Here is a 17,013-nt window from a genome sequence, read left to right on the forward strand (position 1 = left end):
CTCGGTAGAATCCTACGCCGATACGCACGAAATACTCACGATTGCGCCTATGGACTTCGGTTATCGAATGAATCTCGCGGTTCACTCCGGGAGGTTCTCGAAGCAGTCGCCACAGGGACGATACTGGCCGCCGAGGACGGAGGGCTCGACTATTCGATACTCACCGCGCTGTCTACACAGCGGCCCGTCCGTCGTCGGGGCGTGCATGATCTTCGACGACCCACTGGTGATCATGACTTCATCGGTAAGCGACGTAATCGATGGAATCAACGGTGTGGCGATGGGCTCGAAGACGTCCTCGTCGGACTGCTCCCGCGATTCACGACTGTCGAAGGTGTCCTCCGTTGAAACGCGTGCTTCGACCGGACTATCCGGTTGTTGGGCGAGGTATTCCAAAATCCCCTGAAAGCAGGACCGGCAGGGTCGCAGACCGCTCAGTCGGACCGTGTCCGGATCTGCGACGTGCCACTCCAGATTGCGCTTTCCGGCACTACACGCGGGGCGTTTTGAGTCCTCCACAGTCAGGTCGAGGCGGTGGAATACCGAACTGGTCGGTCTCGCTACGACTTGTTCAGGGAACGCCGCTCGGACGTTTCGGAAGCGCGAGAGCAGTCCGTCGCTGGATGTGATGTCGCTACTCATACTGTGGTCGGAACTGTTCGGCGGGACGAATCAGAATTCCCTCGTCGCCCTGCTGAACGCTGAAGAGGAGTTCATCGCCCGATTCGATGTCGAAGGCTTCGACGAGGTCCTTCGGAATCGTCACCATGTTACAGCCATCGCCTTGCTGGACGGTGCGCGTATCCGCGTACATCAACGGCGCGCCTTTGCTCATGCGTCGTCCTCCCGTTTGCAATGTGGCTCCTCCGGATCGCAGTTGTAGAATCGACAACGAGCACAGTAGTCGAGCCCGCCGTTGTCTCGGAGACATACCGAACAACCGCACTCGCGTCGGCTGTGCGAGGACGTGGACTGACTCATTGCGTTTCACTCCTTTCGGTTCGGTTAGATGTCGGTGTCTCGTTTCTGGTTTCATCAGGTGTTTTCTCCATTGTCGAGAAAGCGAGAAACTGCGGTCGCTATAAAGGTACTCCTTGTTTCTATGGAGCGTTTCAGAAGTCGCCACTCGACGAATCCGAAATTGGATTCGTTATGCTTCGAATCTCGTGTACTGTCCGCGCGCCCGGGGGGACCCTACCGCGCCTATCCGACACGCGCGCGTGCGTAGTCGGCGGCAAATCGCCTCGAGCTTGAACCACGGCTCAGCTTGATTTTCGAAACCAGTTGACCCACTACATTCGTCTTAGACTACTCCACTATTTTGTGTTCTTCTGGTCGTCGATAGAAAGCAACTCATCGACCGATTCGACGTTGTTGATCGTTTCATAATCGGATGACTCCTGAAAGTTCACATGGCGATGATGCTGACCGATGACTAAAACAGAATCTTCGGTCAGTACAAACGTGATGACAATCCGTTTTCGAGTGGTCGTGTGACCGTCGTAGCGGTCTTCCTTTGTCACGAGGTGATATCGGTCTCGACTTGGATTATACCAGAGGATACCGTCTAGCGCTCGGAGGCGTTCACGAATGATTGTCTCCGTGAAGAGTCGAAATTCCTTCTCACGGGAGGCGTCCGTTAACTCGATTCGTGGTCGTTTTTCATTGGGCATTTCATGCCTCATTTCCGACGGCCCACGTCGTTTCGGCTTGAACTGGAACCTCTTCCGTGGAGATTATTTCTGCAATCTCCTCTGGAGTGAGTGAGCCGCGCTCTGTTGCGGCCGTCATCAGTTCTTCCAAGAGACCCATATTCGGTGAGACGGCGTTGTGACCACGCATTTCAGCGGCGTAGACGCAGGCTTGAAGCACGGCTTCACTCTTGTTCGCGTCGAAGACGTTGCAAACGGCCGCTACCTTTGACTTCCGGGCCTTGCCGGTGGTGAGATTAATGCGAAGCGAGTCGCCCATCGCAGCTGGTGTGTCAGTTTTCCGTGACATGAGAATGAACATGACCTCCACAGATGGAATGATTTTCGCTTACTCACTTACAATCATATATAAAGAGCGGTCGGTTTACCCCCGATCCAACTGCATGGGATCTGGTTTGCGAACGCAGTCACTGATCAAAATGAACATCGTTTCACGAAACCCGTCGTCTCGATGTTCATTTTCGAGAGAGCGGTTTTCGCGACGTATGACCCCTTGGAGGGTGAGTGAAGGAAGGTGGAAAGTTGAATTTGTGTATGTGTGAAATTTTCTGGGGAAACGTAAGTTGGGACAAAACTATACCTATTCACTGATTAGTCGATCTCGATTAAGGACAATGGTGAAAGAGAAGAAGAAACAGCATTTTGTCCCTCGATTCTATCTGAACACGTTCTCTAGGGATGAAGAGGACCCGTACTACCTGCACTGTTATGACAAACCGGAAGACAAGATTTTCCCCTCTAATACGAAGAAAATTGCACAGAGAGAGTATTTTTATGATCTGTCGGACAAGCAGTTCGTAGAGAACAAGTTCGCAGATTTCGAAGGGCATTTCTCCCAAGCTTATTACAGTCTACTTGATTCTGCAGATGTTAACAGCCTAACCAGTGATGAGAGAAAGACGATATCGCTTTTTCTGTCTCATCTACATATTCGCACTCAGAAGTTCCGTGAGATAGTCAGGCAAGCTTCCGAGCATACTTTGGAGACTGTTGACGCTGATGTGGAGGATGATCCTGGCCGGGAAGCTGTGGGGGCTGGTACTACTGATCGAGGGGCAAAAGAGTGGCAGCTTCAGTTAATGGCAAACGCGCTTGAAGACTTCGCAGAGGTTCTGGAAGGGATGAACTGGTTCCTGTTTGTGAATGAGACGGAGTACCCTCTGTGGACATCGGACCATCCTATCGCCATTTTCAACACGGTCAACCCTAACCCGGTCTCCGAGAGGGGTGTGAAGAATCGAGGAACGAGAATCCATGTCCCATTGAGCGCGGATCTACTGCTGGGGATGTACGACCCGAAAGAGTATTTTTTTCCCCTGGAACAGTCGGAATTGACCGAGAAGGGGCACGTCGAATATCAGAATAGGCTTCAGGTAGAACATTCTCACCGACAAGTATATTCTCCCGTTGAGGACTTCGAGTTTGCCAAAGATCTCATCAAAGAAAATCCGGGATATGCCGAAATAGACTACGACTTCCCAGACCCAGATTAATCGATGTATAGGTACGGGTTCACTATCTACCCTTCTCCAACGACTCCAAGGTCCCACCTCTAAGGAAATCAGGCAGTCTACGTCATTATTGTTCCACTCACAGTTGGTTTGTTCGTTCTCATGATGGCCGTGTTGATTTGGGGCGTACAGGTATTGTTTGGTGTTTCCGCTGTTTATTAGCGGGAAGAATACGTTATCGGTCTTTGTAGATATTAATTTAATAAAAATTTAAAATAAGTTTTGATAAGGAAGAATTTTTAATAATCATAGTCTATTGAAACAGGCTATATTTCAGACTACGGTTCTTCTATCAGATATCTCTACGTCGGACAAGTTGAAACTCAAATCATCAGCCGAAATTTTTGGTTCGCCGATGATTTGGAGTCTGATCGGGACCTGGCCTGCTTCTTTGAACACTTGTTCGAATTTTCTGCGTTTCTCTATCGGTTCTGCTTCCAGCATAAAGACCGGAAAAATATGTTTCTCACCAAGTAAATCGCCATACCGAATGTAGTAAAATAGCCGGATGATATCTACATCTTCAGTATGGAGTTCATCCATCCCGGTTCTAAAGCCACACCGGTGGATTTGCCCGGAGTTCAACTCAAATCCAATTGAAGGAAGTGCTTCAAATGCAATTCTTCCTTCTCCTGGTTTCAGCGATTGACCCATTCGGTTTCGGTCAGGATCATCCGATTTCCTTGTGAGTCTATTCCTCATGGTTCCCGGCGAAAAGTACTCGGTGTCTTCGAATACGGAGAGAGAAACTAATTCAATATCTGTTGCAACTCCATTTCCGAAATTTGAAAGTTGGAATATGATCTTCTCGTCTTCTGTCCAATAGTCCTCTACCTCAATGACTGAGCGGTGATCAGCTTCCATCAGCTTCTGTTGCTCCTTCTGTGTCTGATATTGTATCAAATAAAGGAGAACCAACAAAAGAGATAGCACACCAGACACCGCTCCTGAATTTGAATTCATGAAACTCCGGGACTTTGGAATATACAGGATTCCACCCACGAGAATAAGGACAAGAATGCCAAGTAGATACCCTCTATGAATCTTCCATTTCATCTCTACTACTTGTTCTCATAATAATATCTTAAAACCTGAGGCATTGATGGAGTACCAGTCTTTACCCTTTCCTGCACGGATTTCTCTTTGTGAAACACAAGTACCAATGCCGAAAGCGGATGGATCACGTTTGCCGTTCCAGACGAAACATCACATAGTGATTTGGCTATTCGCTGGAGTCGGGAACACAGCAATGGTCGGTACGAAGAAGCAGCGAATCGGGATCATGGAGGATTGGGGGTGAATAGGTAGAGATACAGGAAACACTTTAGAGACTGAGGAATCAGCTTGTGACATCATAGAAGATTTTCTATCTCTTTGAATACGCAGGATCTTTCTTCCAAAACTCTTCTTCATCCGTGTATTTGCAATTCACGCACTCCGTTTGCTCTCCAATGAGGAGATCATCAGCACTCCCTTCAATCTTGTCTCGACCTATCTCTTCTTGCTTTTGACGTATTGAAAAAGCTTCACCACATTTCGGACACACTGAGTTTCTACGAAGTCCGATATAGGCAAGGCCAACACCGAAGAGAATAACGCCTGCCATGAAATAATTCGGCACACTGAACGCTTCTGTTCCGAAATTTGGATACATCTCAGCAAAGTATCCCCAGCCAATAGCAAGTCCTCCTGATGCCGCGAAGAGACCAAATACGAGATCCAAGACGCGTGTAGAGACGTATTTGACCAAAAATTGGAATATACGAGCTGCACCATTGAATTGTTGGTTTCCTTGTGTATTATGGGGTTTCGGAACACGGTGTTCCTGCATAGGAGAATTAATGTTTACGTTACTACCATCTGAGGCGTTGATATCTCCAGTGCTAATTGCGTCACCATCTTCTGCGTGTGTTTTGTTCTCTTGTGTAGAGGAAGCCATTATACTCCACATACCCCACAAATCTTATTGAATCTATCGGACATTAATAACGAGATTTTCTCAAATTAGAAGTTCATCCCCCAGATACTATATAGACATTCAACGGAGTGTTCAATAACTTGGAATTTAAAGACATTAATAGAAATGGATCTGATAGAATTGGCTGAAAAGTATAAAGACGAGCTCGGAGTTCTTATAATGGCGACGTTGGTCAGTTATTTATTGGCTCGGGGGATACACGACAATTACAATCTATTTGAGTACGCCTTTGTGATTCTATTGTTTGGTGTTCTCCACGAAGCTTGGTCAAGTATCCAAACGGACGAAAGTATACGAGCCTTCATAGAGATAGTTGGACTTGATTCTCGGACTGGTCAACAATTCACTTTTCTATTATTCATTGGCTCTACGGTCTTTATGTCAATCATGATGCAGAGATGGGTAGAGGAAGTCTTTGGACCGCTCTCTGTAGTCCAGCTTTTGGGGTTAATTGTCGTTCTGAGCCGTGCCTACGTGAACGTCTATATTGAAGAAAACCTAGCAGCACTAATAGATGGAAACCGAGATACATACTCTGCTTACATGGCAGGATTTCTCGCGTTTATCATCTCTTGGCAGCTTCGTGAATACTACCCAGTCCAAACTTTCGAGCATATCTTGATCACAGTCTGGGCTTCAATTATCATTCCGTTATCTCTTTTCTATCACTCTCAAACCGTGGACAACCGGCTAGGTCTCGGCAGCGGAGAACCCAACTGAGGCTCAACGTTTCATTATCTGTCGTATAGACAATCGCACGCTTCCCGAGAAAGCCAGATCGCCCTCGGTAAGAAACTTTAGAACAAGTCTGGTAGCGCTGTTTTCCCAATCTGTCCCTCTTGCCATCGTCAGTCACTCTATCTAATCGTCTGCTGTGACTTCTTCTACCTCTTCGTCTGTCTCGTTCTCCTCCGAATCGTCAAGCGAGGCGTCAATAGCCACGAGGAGTTCTTCGAAACGATCCAGCGTTTCCTGCTCGAAGAGCTCCTTACCTTCGACCGCGGCTCGGTTGTCGATTGTGCGAGCGATTTCGGCTTTGTCGAGTACCCACCCGACGGGATTGCCTAACTCTTGTTTGAGTCGTCCGTCGAGCTGCTTAGCAATCTCGCCGTGTTCCGGTGTCGCTCGCTCTTGGAACTCGGACTCTTCGACTTCGCTGTGGACGTCGGCAGCGACCTCGCAGAGCAAGTCCGGCGAGAGAAGATCCTCGATGGTCGTATCGGCGTTGAAATCGACATAGGTTCCGGTGTGGAAGATTGCCGTGTCGAGCTCGCCTTTCTCCACGCCGTCCTGTAGCTTCCGCTGTGCTTTCTGTCCCGCCTCGTCGTCATCAAGGAGGACAGCTACGTTGTAGTCCTCCGATTCGACGATACGAGCGAGATAGTCCGCTCTCGATGCACCACCGCAGACGACGAAGTTCACGTTGTTGTCGAGGAGAGGCTCGTCGTCGCCTAGCACCTCGGACATCAGTTTGAGATACGTTCGGTCGTCGGGACCTTCGACGAGAACCGTGTTCTTGCTGGCGAACAGCGAATCCGCGAACGTCGCCCCGAGTGCAGTGCGGACAGCGGCGAGACTGTCGTGGTCGGGATCGTTGATCCCGTTCAGTCGAGTGACGACCGTCCCGATTCGCTCTTCGTCCTCGTCGAACGGTTCTTGTCGGCCGACGTCTTCTACAGGCTTTGGATCGCGGAGCTGGCGAACCGTTCGAACACTGTTGAGGTTATCCTTGTCGATCATGTACGGCGAATGGGTCCCGTAGAGGACTTGATTGTCCTCGCCAAGTTGCTTGAGTGCCTTCTTCAGATTCTTGTGCCCTTCGGGGTGAAGGTACGCGCCCGGATCGTCGAGGAGAATCACTGAGTTCGAGATTTCACCTTGCTCGCGGGCGACGAGGTGGCAGAAGAACGAGAGAAACCATCGGAATCCTTGGCTTCGGTCGGAGGGAAGTGTTCTGATTTCCCTTTCCCCATCGTTGGTTTCTTCGTAGATTCGGAGAGTCACATCACCATCATTCCGTCTGAGAACAAAACGGACGTTCGCCTGTTTCCAGTTGTCGTCAAATCGCTGTGTGATCGTGTCGTTCGCCTCGTCCATTCGATCATGAATCTCATGACCAGTGGCTGATTCGAGCGATTCGCTATCTAGATCAACTGCATCTAAGAGTTCCCAGTAAGGATCGCCTTTCTCAAGTTCGTCGAAAACTCCTTTTCCAGAGATTGGAACAATATTATCGAAGAGTTGGAAATTTGGTATGATCGCCAACTCGTCTGGAGCAACCTCGCGTACATCATCCGACCAAGTGATTCCTCGTGCCATTGCTCGAATCGTATTTAGCTTGGAATAAGGCGATGGCTCTGGCAAAAAGTGCTTTGATTTTCCAGATAGAATATCATTTATTCCACCTATCAAATCTGGAATATCGGATTTATCCCCACCAAATTGATTCAATACAGAGGATATTTCGTCAGAGAATGCGATACTCTTTTTATACATATTTTCTTCTATTTCCTTATAGAGTTTTGGAAGAGTATACATATGATCTAATTGAACATCTGCTTGTTCCAAATTATCCTCTAGTTGTGCAAGAGAATATCGAACTGTCCCATCTGCGTATCGAGTTAATGCTCTTTTTCTCTTGTTCTGCAATCCCGAATCTCTTAATTTGAATATTATTCTAGATACATCTTCAAATAATGGATTTGGGACACTTGATATGATTAATGAAACAATTGGAATCTCACTTTTCTTTGTAGAGGATGATGAACGATAATTGGAAATCTCCGCTTCGGTTAGCTCTTCACCGTCTTTGAATCGGGAAAGTGCTTCGAGGAAATTCGTCTTGCCTGCTTCGTTCGCTCCGACGAGCGTCGTAACGTCCTCGATATCGACCCACTTCGTGTCCAAAATGGACTTGTAATTCTGAACGCGAACTTGTTCAATCTTCATAGATTCTGGATAGAAGTAAACAACAACGAGACAGTCAAATAGGTGTCGGACATCAAACCACATACGCTGAACCTGCCGAGGGACTATACTCTCGAGATCAGGAAATCAACGAAGTACAGGATGCTCCGAGCGTCATCCTCACTAAAGCTGTCCAAGTGCTTAGAACCTTCTGGATCAGGAGTTCGGTGCGAGAGTGGATTTCTGAGCGCTTGCATCGCACCGGCATAGAGGAACATGACTCCCTGTTCTTCGTTTGCGTTTTCGCCGAATGCGAGCGACCCATCGTCACTGCTGAACGCTTGCATCATGAGGTCTTTTCCGTAGAGATCGGCGAGGTCTTCATCGCCATTCGCTCGAACTCTTTCCTCAAGTACCTTCAGACTCGTACTTGCAGCATCAGCGTATTCGCCTCTCTCAAACTTACTGATACAGCGAGTAGAGAGTTCGGAGTCCGTAAGTTCGAATGAACTCGTTCCTGATTCATCTCTAGCTGAATTCTCACCTTCTTCGAGTAGTTCTATGAGACGAGTTGCAAATCTCTGAACACTCTTTAGGTTGTTCCGATCTTGAGGCGTGCTTCCCTGCTCTACCTCACAATATGGGATAACCTGATTTTCTCCGCCGAAAGTTTCGATGATGATTCGGTCAAAGTGAGCCTCGAATAGGAGATGACCAGGATTGACCTCTGTAGAATCTTTATTATTTCGCCGATACCGGCAGAGAACACGAGTCGGTTGCAGAGTGAACGTTGACGTTTCACCTTTTGATTCCGGCTTTGGAGTAGTGAAGAACTTCATTAACTCGATCAACTGTTGCTCGCTCAATTCAGCGTAGATATATGAATGAGTAACGTGCCGATTCAGAATTTCGTCTTTCTCCTGTCGGTATCTGAATTCGATAGTCGGCTCACTCAGGTCCACCTCGATGCTCAGAGAGGTATTTGTGTATGGGCTATGCGAGAAATCTTGGTGACCCGGTATAAACCGCTCCGAAAAAGCGGTCAATTTTTTGGTTTCGTTCATGAGTAGATGAGCTACTGACGGAGTGATGTCTCTCAGTTGGAATAAACTCATTGCTAAGAGAGAAACACTACCGATTTTCCGGTAGTTGGTTTCGGTAGGATTCTTATTCTAAAGGGAGTTCATCGTCCCGGACTGACATCTCTGTTCGATATGATCGCTCAATCGAGCAGGGGCTTCTCCGCGCTCGACGGCGCGTTCGTTGGACTACTCATGGTCGCGCTCGCGGACTACCTCAGAACGGCGAGCGGGCGCGAGAGTTCGCTCCTGCCGACTGTCGGGGTGTTGTTCTGCATTGGGCTGGCGGGTGCGTTCTGGAGTGTGTTCCAGTACACGACGACACCGCTGGCGTTCGTGTTGGTTCTGGTTCCTGTCTGCTACGCGTCGTGGTTGCTTCGAGATGTTGTGGTGACCTACGAGCTTCGTGGCTCACTGCGGGCCGATGGCTGGCTTCATGGGCGTCCTCTCACGGTTGGTCTGCTCGTGTTTGGGGCGTTCGTGTCGGTTTGGCACGTGCAGGTGTTGTTGGCGTTTCCGCCGTTTGTTGGTGGAACGAATACGTTATCGCATTTTGTGGGGCTCGTAGAAGGTCTCGGTGTTGGATATTTTGTTCTTTTTTGAAGCCGGTATCATTGACTACTGGCTATCATCTGAGTCAGAATCAGAATTAGTACTCCATGCATCGTGGTCTAGTCGAGCCTGCGGGAGCTCTTCCATTACTCGCTCCACGTAATATTCTGTTCGACTTCCTACTGCTTGAATCGTCTTAGACACTACTTTCCATTCTTGCCCATTTGTCCCAGCTATTTTATCCAAATATTGGTCGAGGCCTGCCCTTCGTAGTTCGAGAAATGTCCGCTCTACACGGTCATATATTTCCTTTTGCTTGTCATCTCCTATCTTATCCCAATATGGATGGGCCCGATTTAGAATGTCGTCAATATCAAATTCCCCTTCTTGGACAGCAAGTGACACAACGCTACTGAAAACCGAAGAAACCATTGCCTCTTTATCTGCCTCATATATGTCAAACGGATAATGTCCTGTTGGAAGTGGTTCGTCTGGCTTGACGTTGATGGGGAACGCGTTCGAAGCAGTGATTTCTGTTATCGGATGACCTTCAAGATTCCAAATTGAAAGCCCGCTACCAGAGCTATTTTTGAAATGAATTAGAGCGATGTCGTCTGGAATTTCGATTTCTGAGAGATTTTTGAAAGAGGAAAGGAGAACCTCAGCAGAAAGGTCTTCAGCAGTGATGCTATTGACTAATCCTTGCAACGCGATGTTTTCCTCGTTTCCTTCAACACGAAGATAACGTCGTATTTGGTCAGATTTCACCCCGAGTGATTTGCATTCTATAAGTAGTGCGTGCTCTGCGTTTTCTGACGAGAGTATCAAATCTGGATTGATAATATCCTCTCCGTCCTCATCAAGAATATAGAACTCGTCCTCGATTATGGTACACTCGTAACCGACTTCTCCAAGTGTACCTGAAAACGTTGGTTCAAAGCCAGAGAGAGCAATCCAGAGATTAATTTGATGAGTATGTGGATCCAACTCACGCATCATTAATTACACTTACTCATCCATTCTACTTCTATCTTGATAAATTAGTTCAGCAGCAGGATCGTAATGTTGCTGGAGGTTGGTGAAGAGCCTTAGTGCAGTATTTCCGCACGCCCCATCATATAAATAAAGGCGTATCCACTGTGGGGCCATCTCGATGGCAATTTTATCACCATTGTGCATATCAACACCATCGACTTTGTAGGCAGATGGGCCAACTTGGCGTATATTACCCCACAGCCGAAACGGATTTTTCGCGTTTACTACATAAGAGAGGAACGTCTCTACGTCGTGGACTTCTCTGCTAAATTTGATCACGACTGGTGCGCCTTGTGCTGATGCACCATGTTCACGACTAGTTGCTCCAATAAGATGATTGGCTTCAATCGATTCCAACATCTGTGCATATTGGTCTTTGATTTGCTCAACAGTAGATATATGTAAATTGATTTTTGAACCACCTCTGGTCGTGAGCATCCCTTCATTTGTGACTCTCTCACGAACAAAATCATCTCTAATCTCACGACGGATTTGTATTCGGGAAAGAGCTAGAAATTGGTCTATTTCGTCAGTCTGCTTCAATATGTCGTAGAGATGCTTTGAGCTGCTCCCACTTCCGTCAATATTAAGATCTGAGAATTGGAGATTGTCTTCAATGAATTCTTCCGGAAAAACATCATCTGCTCCATAGCTGATTTTGACACCCTCATACTCGCCCATCTCACCTATGTTTTCTATCTGGCCTGTTGGGAGCCAAAGACGGTCGAGTCCAGCACCTTCTCCTGAGATTAACTCATGAGTCGCATCACTGAAGAAGTGAGAGTCACCTAATGAGTAAACAATCCAAAAACGCTCATCGTGTGAATCCAAGAATAACCAGCCTTTACCACTGTTTCTGGTAGCCCATTCGAACATATGGAGATCGCTCTCGATCTCATATACTTCTTCAATCTCTTCTTTTCCTACTACCTCCCTCGGGGAGATGTTACTCTCGATAATTGCGGTCTTAAGCATATTCTCACCAGGAGAGAGCTCAGTGTCCTCCAGTAGGTCAGAATGGTTTTTTTGTAGCCGGTCATTAAATATGCTCAACATATCCCTCCGGCTATGTATAGGTTGGGTAGTGGACATTTTATGTTCTCTCTTATTTTGCTTATCCCGCTATTCTAATCCCCACTGGTATTGGCTTGATATTGAGATTGCAGTGTTCATATTGACTAAAATAATTGTTGTGATTTACATCCACTGGTATCATATCGAACCCGCCATGCTCCATCAAAGTTTGAGGATTGATTTTGTCCATCACTATGGGCACCTCCCAATCAATATGAAATACTAGAGATTCCCATAGATAAGTCTCCGGTGTGAACCGGTAGTAGTGTGTATCTATTTTTCCAACCGCTCTTCCCCTATCCCTTTTGTATCAAATTACCCATTGAATTACCTGCTCTCTATCAGGATTTCATAGAGAAGATTTTGTGGTTGTTCAATCCTCAATCAGTCTAAAAGGCGTAAGAAGGGCTTCCAACCACCGATAACCGCCCCAAGAACATTCAATATAGCTCCAAAAAGCAACAAATAGAAGCCGTTTTTCCCACCTGAAACCAATAAATTCGCTCCGCCAAGTTCCAAGGGAAATCCGATGAGTGCAAATGGTCCAGAAATTGTTAGAGTGATGACTAATCCCGCAAGAGTAACCCAGTCAGGGAATGAATGAAACGAGAAAATGATCAAATCTGTTGATAATTGAGAACTACCACTGTTCTGATTAACAGTCTCAGATGTCGTCTCAAGAACTGTCGAAAATGCTTTAGAAAGGATTGGTAGTATTGCTCCAAAAATAGCTTCTCGCATCCGGTTCCCTACTCGACCATTAAAGATCATGAGCTAACTTCAACAGCTAAATGACAAAAAGATTTCTATGATTTGAAAATGTACATACTATTCCATGATACACTCGTTAGTAGAAGTGGATATAGTTTCGGCAATCCACGATACATCCCAATTCATAGCTACTCTTCCAGCTCATCCGCATCAAGGTCCCCAGCGAGATACTGCCGCCCTTTCTCGGTAATCGCGTAGTAGCCCTCTTTCTCTCGGACTTTCTTGACAAGACCGTGTTCTTGGAGCTTCTTCAGCCGTCGCGAGATTGTTGAGTAGGAAATACCGACACCCTCCCGATCAAGATTGATTTCTAGTCCCGTTGGTGGAAGGACCACGTCATGCTCATGGAGATACTCTAGGATAGAATCGTCATTTCCAGTCATCCAGTCCACTCGCGGGCGCATTCTACACTTAGCATCTCTAAACCAGTTTTTAACCGCTCTGGTAAGCGAAGAGACGAATGTATATAGAGTCACTTTGATACCATATACTGCAAGATTTATTACCCCTCCCTGATTTGGCAGAAAGTAGGAAGCAACTCGCGGACCCGTCACTACTGGGTCCAATATCGAAAGTAAGCGGACCGATGCTTGGGACATCGGGTCCGCGGTAGCTTCCAAAACCTTGCAGGAAGCCATGTACGAAGAAAACTCGCGGGGTCTTGAAAGCCCCGACTGTACGGACGAATCGACTGCCAACTGCCCCCGCTGCGACACGCCGATCCTCGCGCTCGTCACGCGCGGCCCATCCGCGCACATTCTTAGCCCGTGCGGCTGTCCGGTCGGCTCACTGACTGCGCGCGACCTCGCCTCAAACCAGTCAAAACCACGAGACGAAACGACGAATTCGACCGATGGCGATTCCACTTTCACTTTCACTCCGCTGTCGAAAACCCATTTAATAGGGGGTCCGAGTACACCCGAGTTGATGACAAAGACGACCAAGTCGCGAGGTGAGTACCAATGACGACGACGGTGCTCTCCATCGACGACCTTTGCGACCAACTACGCACGCTCGAAGAGAGAAAACGAGAACAGGGCGAAACGCCCGCTGTCTTAGTCGGTGAACTTGTCGGCGAGTTCGACGTGTTCGCCCCCGACGAATCACCGTTCGACACCATGCAGGTCGGAGACGGCGCGTTCTCGCCCGACACCTTCGCCGACTCGGACGGTACCGCCGCACTCCGCCGCGCGGACCCGGCGCTGCTCCACACCATCATCGTCGATGAATCCGACCTCTCGGACGGCGCGAAGGCCATCCTGAACGACGAAGAACCACCGAGCGAGGAGATTCCGCCGCTCACCCAGTACGACGACCTCATCGCGGACAACGACCTCGACGCCTGCGACATCTGCCACAAGCACCGCGGCGTCGAGGAAGCCGACGTCCAAAACGAGGAGACGGGCGAGCTGACGACCGCATGGCTCTGCCCCGAATGCTACGACCGGCTGGTCCGGTACAACCACGGCGATGCCGACGCGTTCGAGGACGTCGAGGCCGACGACCGACTCGCCACCGACGGCGGTTACGCCTTCAGCGACCTGCACGCGTTCAAGCGCGACATCCTCTACGCAGTTCGTGACCTCGAACAGGACGAACCCCCGAAGGGCCTCGCCATCAAGCGCGTGCTCGAACGCGACTACGAGACAGTTCACCACTCGCGGCTCTACCAGAATCTCAGCCAGCTCGTCACCTCCGGCCTGCTCGAACAGGGCCGGAAGAACGGTCGGACAAACGAGTACGAAACGACCAACGCTACGCGTCGCATGCTCGAAGCCAGCACGCGGCAACGGGCCGAACAACTCGGAATCGCGGCCACCGGAGGTGACGCCTGATGCACCTCGTCGCCTGCCAGTACGGCTGTGACGAACCGGGCTGCGATTTCGGCGGTGACGCGAAGAACGGCATGGGAATCGCCGCACAGCATCAGCAGAAGTACGGCCACTCGACGTGGGTCGACGCGATTTACCACCATCAATACGGCGCGGGAGGTGAGCAGGCGTGAGCGACCACGAAGAAGACGTCTCCGCGAATGACGTACCGAGAACGAAAGCCGAACTGACCCGGCGTGTCACCCACGACGGCGAACTGTTCGCGCGCCCTCAACGCTGGACGTATCCGGACGGTCGGGAAATTCACGTTCTCCCCGATCTGCATAGCAGCGGTATCACGGACATTCTCGTCGCCAAGCGAACCGAGAACGGTTCGACGACGCTCCTCGCAACGAGAAGCGAGATTCACGCCGAGGACGACATGACCTGCGAGCTCATCGATGTGGAAGAATCGTGGTTCGACGAACTCGTCAATGCTCCCTGCTCGTCGCTCCCGCACGAGATGCAGTCCGCACGCGACATGCTGCTCCACGTCGTCGATGATTGGAACGAGATACCGGACGCCGGGAAGGCCAACGCGTTGGGTCACATCATCGACGATCTGGAAGTGGCCCGGAGGGAGGCGGCAGAATGACCGGTCTCGACTGGCCTGCGACCCTCAAGCGAACTGACCCCGCGGAGCGAACGCGAAACAACCGCTACGCGGCATCGCTCCGGGACTCCATCGACGACCTCGAAACGGAACTCGGACGCGTCGGCGTGGACGACTGGCGGCTCTCGACCGCGGCCCAACACCAGAAGCGGAACCCGCGGTATCCCTACGCGAACGCCTCGCCGACGGATCCCGGCGCGGTCGTCCGGTGGACGATGGAGGGCGACCAGTACGCCGTCGCCTGCGACGCCTACTCGCGTCTCCGGGATAACGTCCGCACGCTGTACCTCTACCTGCGCGAGAAGCGAAAAATGGAACAGCGGCCCGTAGAGACCGGCGAGAGCGAGTTCGCCAACGCTCGCCTCCCGCCCGCCGACGAAGGGGCCACACAGGGCGCGGTAGTCGCTCGCCAGCCACCGCACGTTCTTTTGGACGTCGCGCCGGACGCTCCGGCCAACGTCGTGAAGGCGGCGGCCCGGCAGAAGCTGAAGGAGCACCACCCAGACCGCGGCGGAGATCGGGAGATGTTCAAGCGCGTTCAGGATGCGAAAGAGGCCATGCTCTCCGAGGGGGACCAATGAGCCGGAAGCGACGACCGAACCCCGAGGATCTATCGCCCCGCGAAGTCGTCAAACGGTACCTCAAACGCAGGCGGGCGGACGCGACCGACGCCAGCGTCGATTCGTGGGAGTACCGCCTCAAGCTCTTCGTCGAGTGGTGCGAGGGTATCGGCATCGAGCGCGTCGGCGAGCTCCAAGCGTTCGACATCGACGAGTACTACGACATCCGCAGCGGCAAAATCCGGCCATCGACCCTCGAAGCGGAGATGTGGACGCTCAAGAAGTTCGTCGAGTACCTCGAACAACTCGGCGCGGTCGAGAACCTGACCGACGCCGTTCGCATTCCCGACGTCGACGAAGATGACCGCTCCGACGAGACGCTCCTCGAGGAGTCACCGGCGCTCAAACTGATCGACCACTATCGGAACGACGACCGACTTCGAGCCACCCGTAGGCACGCGTTTCTCGAAATCGCGTGGCACACGGGCGCTCGAATGGGCGGCATTCGTGCGCTGGACCTTCGAGATGCGAACCTCGACGAGAACTACCTCGAATTCCAGCATCGTCCCGGAACGGACACGCCGCTGAAGAACAAGCGACGCGGCGAGCGTCCCGTTGCCATCCCAAGCGAGGTTTCGGACGTCCTTCGGGAGTACATCCACGGTGATCGCCACGACGTCTACGACGATCACAACCGCCAACCGCTGCTCGCGAGCATGCGGGGCCGACCCGGAACCGACACCATCCGAACGTGGTCGTACCTCGCGACGCTGCCGTGTTACTACTGTCCGTGTCCACACGGACGGGAACGGGACGAGTGCAAGATGACGGAGTTCGCACACTCGAGCAAGTGTCCGTCGAGTCGGTCGCCCCACCAGATTCGTACGGGCTCGATTACGTGGCAGCTGAACATCGGCATCCCTCCCGAGGTCGTTTCGGAGCGGGTCAACGCTGGCCTCGACGTCATCGAGCGCCACTACGACAAGGAATCGCCACTGGAACGCATGGAGCGTCGTCGCCGCCAGTACGTCGAACGAATGGGGGTTGACCTATGACGAAAACCGCCAGCAGTGAATCGTATCGCCCGATGGTAATTTTCTGCAGAAATTTAGTTAGTTTTAGCTCCACACTGCCCCGACCCATTTCTGACGACGCTACACGACGAGCGGAGCGAGGAGTCGGCACCGCCGCACTCCGCCGTGCGGACCCGACACTGCTCCACACCATCATCGTCGATGAATCCGACCTCTTTGACGGCGTGAAGGCCATCCTGAACGACGAAGAACCACCGAGCGACGAGGTTCCGCCGCTCACCGAGTACGGGAAGATTTCCTAAAACACGGGAAGGAT

Annotated in this window: 21 protein-coding genes; 9 read left to right on the plus strand and 12 right to left on the minus strand. The window is 50.6% G+C overall.

Annotation, left to right across the window (positions count from 1 at the left end):
- Positions 1–81: 81 nt before the first annotated feature.
- From LJF34_RS02635 to LJF34_RS02650, 4 genes are all read right to left on the minus strand, one after another.
- The gene (locus LJF34_RS02635) at positions 82–642 is read right to left on the minus strand and encodes a hypothetical protein (protein WP_231183076.1); all 561 of its coding nucleotides are present in this window, start codon (positions 640–642) and stop codon (positions 82–84) included.
- On the minus strand, positions 635–835 hold the full coding sequence (locus tag LJF34_RS02640) for an AbrB/MazE/SpoVT family DNA-binding domain-containing protein (protein ID WP_231183077.1): 201 nt from the start codon (positions 833–835) through the stop codon (positions 635–637). The genes LJF34_RS02635 and LJF34_RS02640 overlap by 8 nt, the downstream gene beginning before the upstream one ends.
- A gap of 481 nt (positions 836–1,316) precedes the next feature.
- Positions 1,317–1,523, minus strand: coding sequence for a hypothetical protein (locus LJF34_RS02645; protein ID WP_231183078.1), 207 nt, complete (start codon positions 1,521–1,523; stop codon positions 1,317–1,319).
- A gap of 151 nt (positions 1,524–1,674) precedes the next feature.
- Positions 1,675–2,001 carry a hypothetical protein gene (locus tag LJF34_RS02650; protein ID WP_231183079.1) on the minus strand — a complete coding sequence of 109 codons (327 nt, stop codon included), beginning with the start codon at positions 1,999–2,001 and terminating at the stop codon, positions 1,675–1,677.
- 325 nt (positions 2,002–2,326) lie between these two features.
- Between LJF34_RS02650 and LJF34_RS02655 the strand changes: the two genes are divergently transcribed.
- Entirely contained in the window at positions 2,327–3,205 is an 879-nt protein-coding gene (locus tag LJF34_RS02655) for a DUF4238 domain-containing protein (protein WP_231183080.1), read from the plus strand.
- A 291-nt stretch (positions 3,206–3,496) separates the two neighbouring features.
- Here LJF34_RS02655 and LJF34_RS02660 read toward each other — a convergent pair whose 3' ends face one another.
- Entirely contained in the window at positions 3,497–4,279 is a 783-nt protein-coding gene (locus LJF34_RS02660) for a hypothetical protein (RefSeq protein WP_231183081.1), read from the minus strand.
- A gap of 310 nt (positions 4,280–4,589) precedes the next feature.
- Positions 4,590–5,162 carry a hypothetical protein gene (locus LJF34_RS02665; protein ID WP_231183082.1) on the minus strand — a complete coding sequence of 191 codons (573 nt, stop codon included), beginning with the start codon at positions 5,160–5,162 and terminating at the stop codon, positions 4,590–4,592.
- 144 nt (positions 5,163–5,306) lie between these two features.
- Here LJF34_RS02665 and LJF34_RS02670 point away from each other — a divergent pair, with 144 nt between their 5' ends.
- Complete coding sequence (locus LJF34_RS02670; protein ID WP_231183083.1) at positions 5,307–5,921, plus strand: hypothetical protein; 615 nt, start codon at positions 5,307–5,309, stop codon at positions 5,919–5,921.
- Between the two features lie 141 nt (positions 5,922–6,062).
- Here LJF34_RS02670 and LJF34_RS02675 read toward each other — a convergent pair whose 3' ends face one another.
- Both LJF34_RS02675 and LJF34_RS02680 read right to left on the minus strand, forming a co-directional pair.
- The gene (locus tag LJF34_RS02675) at positions 6,063–8,150 is read right to left on the minus strand and encodes an AAA family ATPase (protein WP_231183084.1); all 2,088 of its coding nucleotides are present in this window, start codon (positions 8,148–8,150) and stop codon (positions 6,063–6,065) included.
- 83 nt (positions 8,151–8,233) lie between these two features.
- Entirely contained in the window at positions 8,234–9,172 is a 939-nt protein-coding gene (locus LJF34_RS02680; protein ID WP_231183085.1) for a TIGR02391 family protein, read from the minus strand.
- A gap of 150 nt (positions 9,173–9,322) precedes the next feature.
- Between LJF34_RS02680 and LJF34_RS02685 the strand changes: the two genes are divergently transcribed.
- A complete protein-coding gene (locus LJF34_RS02685; protein ID WP_231183086.1) occupies positions 9,323–9,790 on the plus strand; it encodes a hypothetical protein in 468 nt (155 codons plus the stop codon).
- Between the two features lie 15 nt (positions 9,791–9,805).
- Here LJF34_RS02685 and LJF34_RS02690 read toward each other — a convergent pair whose 3' ends face one another.
- From LJF34_RS02690 to LJF34_RS02705, 4 genes are all read right to left on the minus strand, one after another.
- A complete protein-coding gene (locus tag LJF34_RS02690) occupies positions 9,806–10,735 on the minus strand; it encodes a hypothetical protein (RefSeq protein WP_231183087.1) in 930 nt (309 codons plus the stop codon).
- 12 nt (positions 10,736–10,747) lie between these two features.
- Complete coding sequence (locus LJF34_RS02695) at positions 10,748–11,830, minus strand: hypothetical protein (RefSeq protein ID WP_231183088.1); 1,083 nt, start codon at positions 11,828–11,830, stop codon at positions 10,748–10,750.
- Between the two features lie 402 nt (positions 11,831–12,232).
- Positions 12,233–12,619 carry a hypothetical protein gene (locus LJF34_RS02700; protein WP_231183089.1) on the minus strand — a complete coding sequence of 129 codons (387 nt, stop codon included), beginning with the start codon at positions 12,617–12,619 and terminating at the stop codon, positions 12,233–12,235.
- A gap of 128 nt (positions 12,620–12,747) precedes the next feature.
- On the minus strand, positions 12,748–13,002 hold the full coding sequence (locus tag LJF34_RS02705; RefSeq protein ID WP_231183090.1) for a winged helix-turn-helix domain-containing protein: 255 nt from the start codon (positions 13,000–13,002) through the stop codon (positions 12,748–12,750).
- Between the two features lie 1,158 nt (positions 13,003–14,160).
- On the opposite strand from LJF34_RS02705, the gene LJF34_RS29220 reads away from it, so the two are divergent.
- Genes LJF34_RS29220 through LJF34_RS02735 form a run of 6 tightly spaced genes read left to right on the plus strand, consistent with a single transcriptional unit; the run spans position 14,161 to position 16,999 of the window.
- Positions 14,161–14,454 (plus strand): helix-turn-helix transcriptional regulator, encoded by a 294-nt coding sequence (locus LJF34_RS29220; RefSeq protein ID WP_342765868.1) that lies wholly within the window; start codon positions 14,161–14,163, stop codon positions 14,452–14,454.
- Positions 14,454–14,624, plus strand: a complete 171-nt coding sequence (locus tag LJF34_RS02715; protein WP_231183092.1) for a hypothetical protein — start codon at positions 14,454–14,456, stop codon at positions 14,622–14,624. The genes LJF34_RS29220 and LJF34_RS02715 overlap by 1 nt, the downstream gene beginning before the upstream one ends.
- Positions 14,621–15,085 (plus strand): hypothetical protein, encoded by a 465-nt coding sequence (locus LJF34_RS02720; RefSeq protein WP_231183093.1) that lies wholly within the window; start codon positions 14,621–14,623, stop codon positions 15,083–15,085. The genes LJF34_RS02715 and LJF34_RS02720 overlap by 4 nt, the downstream gene beginning before the upstream one ends.
- Positions 15,082–15,684, plus strand: a complete 603-nt coding sequence (locus LJF34_RS02725) for a J domain-containing protein (RefSeq protein ID WP_231183094.1) — start codon at positions 15,082–15,084, stop codon at positions 15,682–15,684. The genes LJF34_RS02720 and LJF34_RS02725 overlap by 4 nt, the downstream gene beginning before the upstream one ends.
- Positions 15,681–16,718: a tyrosine-type recombinase/integrase gene (locus tag LJF34_RS02730; RefSeq protein ID WP_231183095.1), complete on the plus strand. Its 1,038-nt coding sequence runs from the start codon at positions 15,681–15,683 to the stop codon at positions 16,716–16,718. Before LJF34_RS02725 ends, LJF34_RS02730 begins: the two co-directional genes overlap by 4 nt.
- Complete coding sequence (locus tag LJF34_RS02735) at positions 16,715–16,999, plus strand: hypothetical protein (RefSeq protein ID WP_231183096.1); 285 nt, start codon at positions 16,715–16,717, stop codon at positions 16,997–16,999. Before LJF34_RS02730 ends, LJF34_RS02735 begins: the two co-directional genes overlap by 4 nt.
- Positions 17,000–17,013 lie beyond the last annotated feature (14 nt).

This window comes from Haladaptatus sp. DYF46 (genome assembly GCF_021083305.1).
Taxonomy (GTDB): domain Archaea; phylum Halobacteriota; class Halobacteria; order Halobacteriales; family Haladaptataceae; genus Haladaptatus.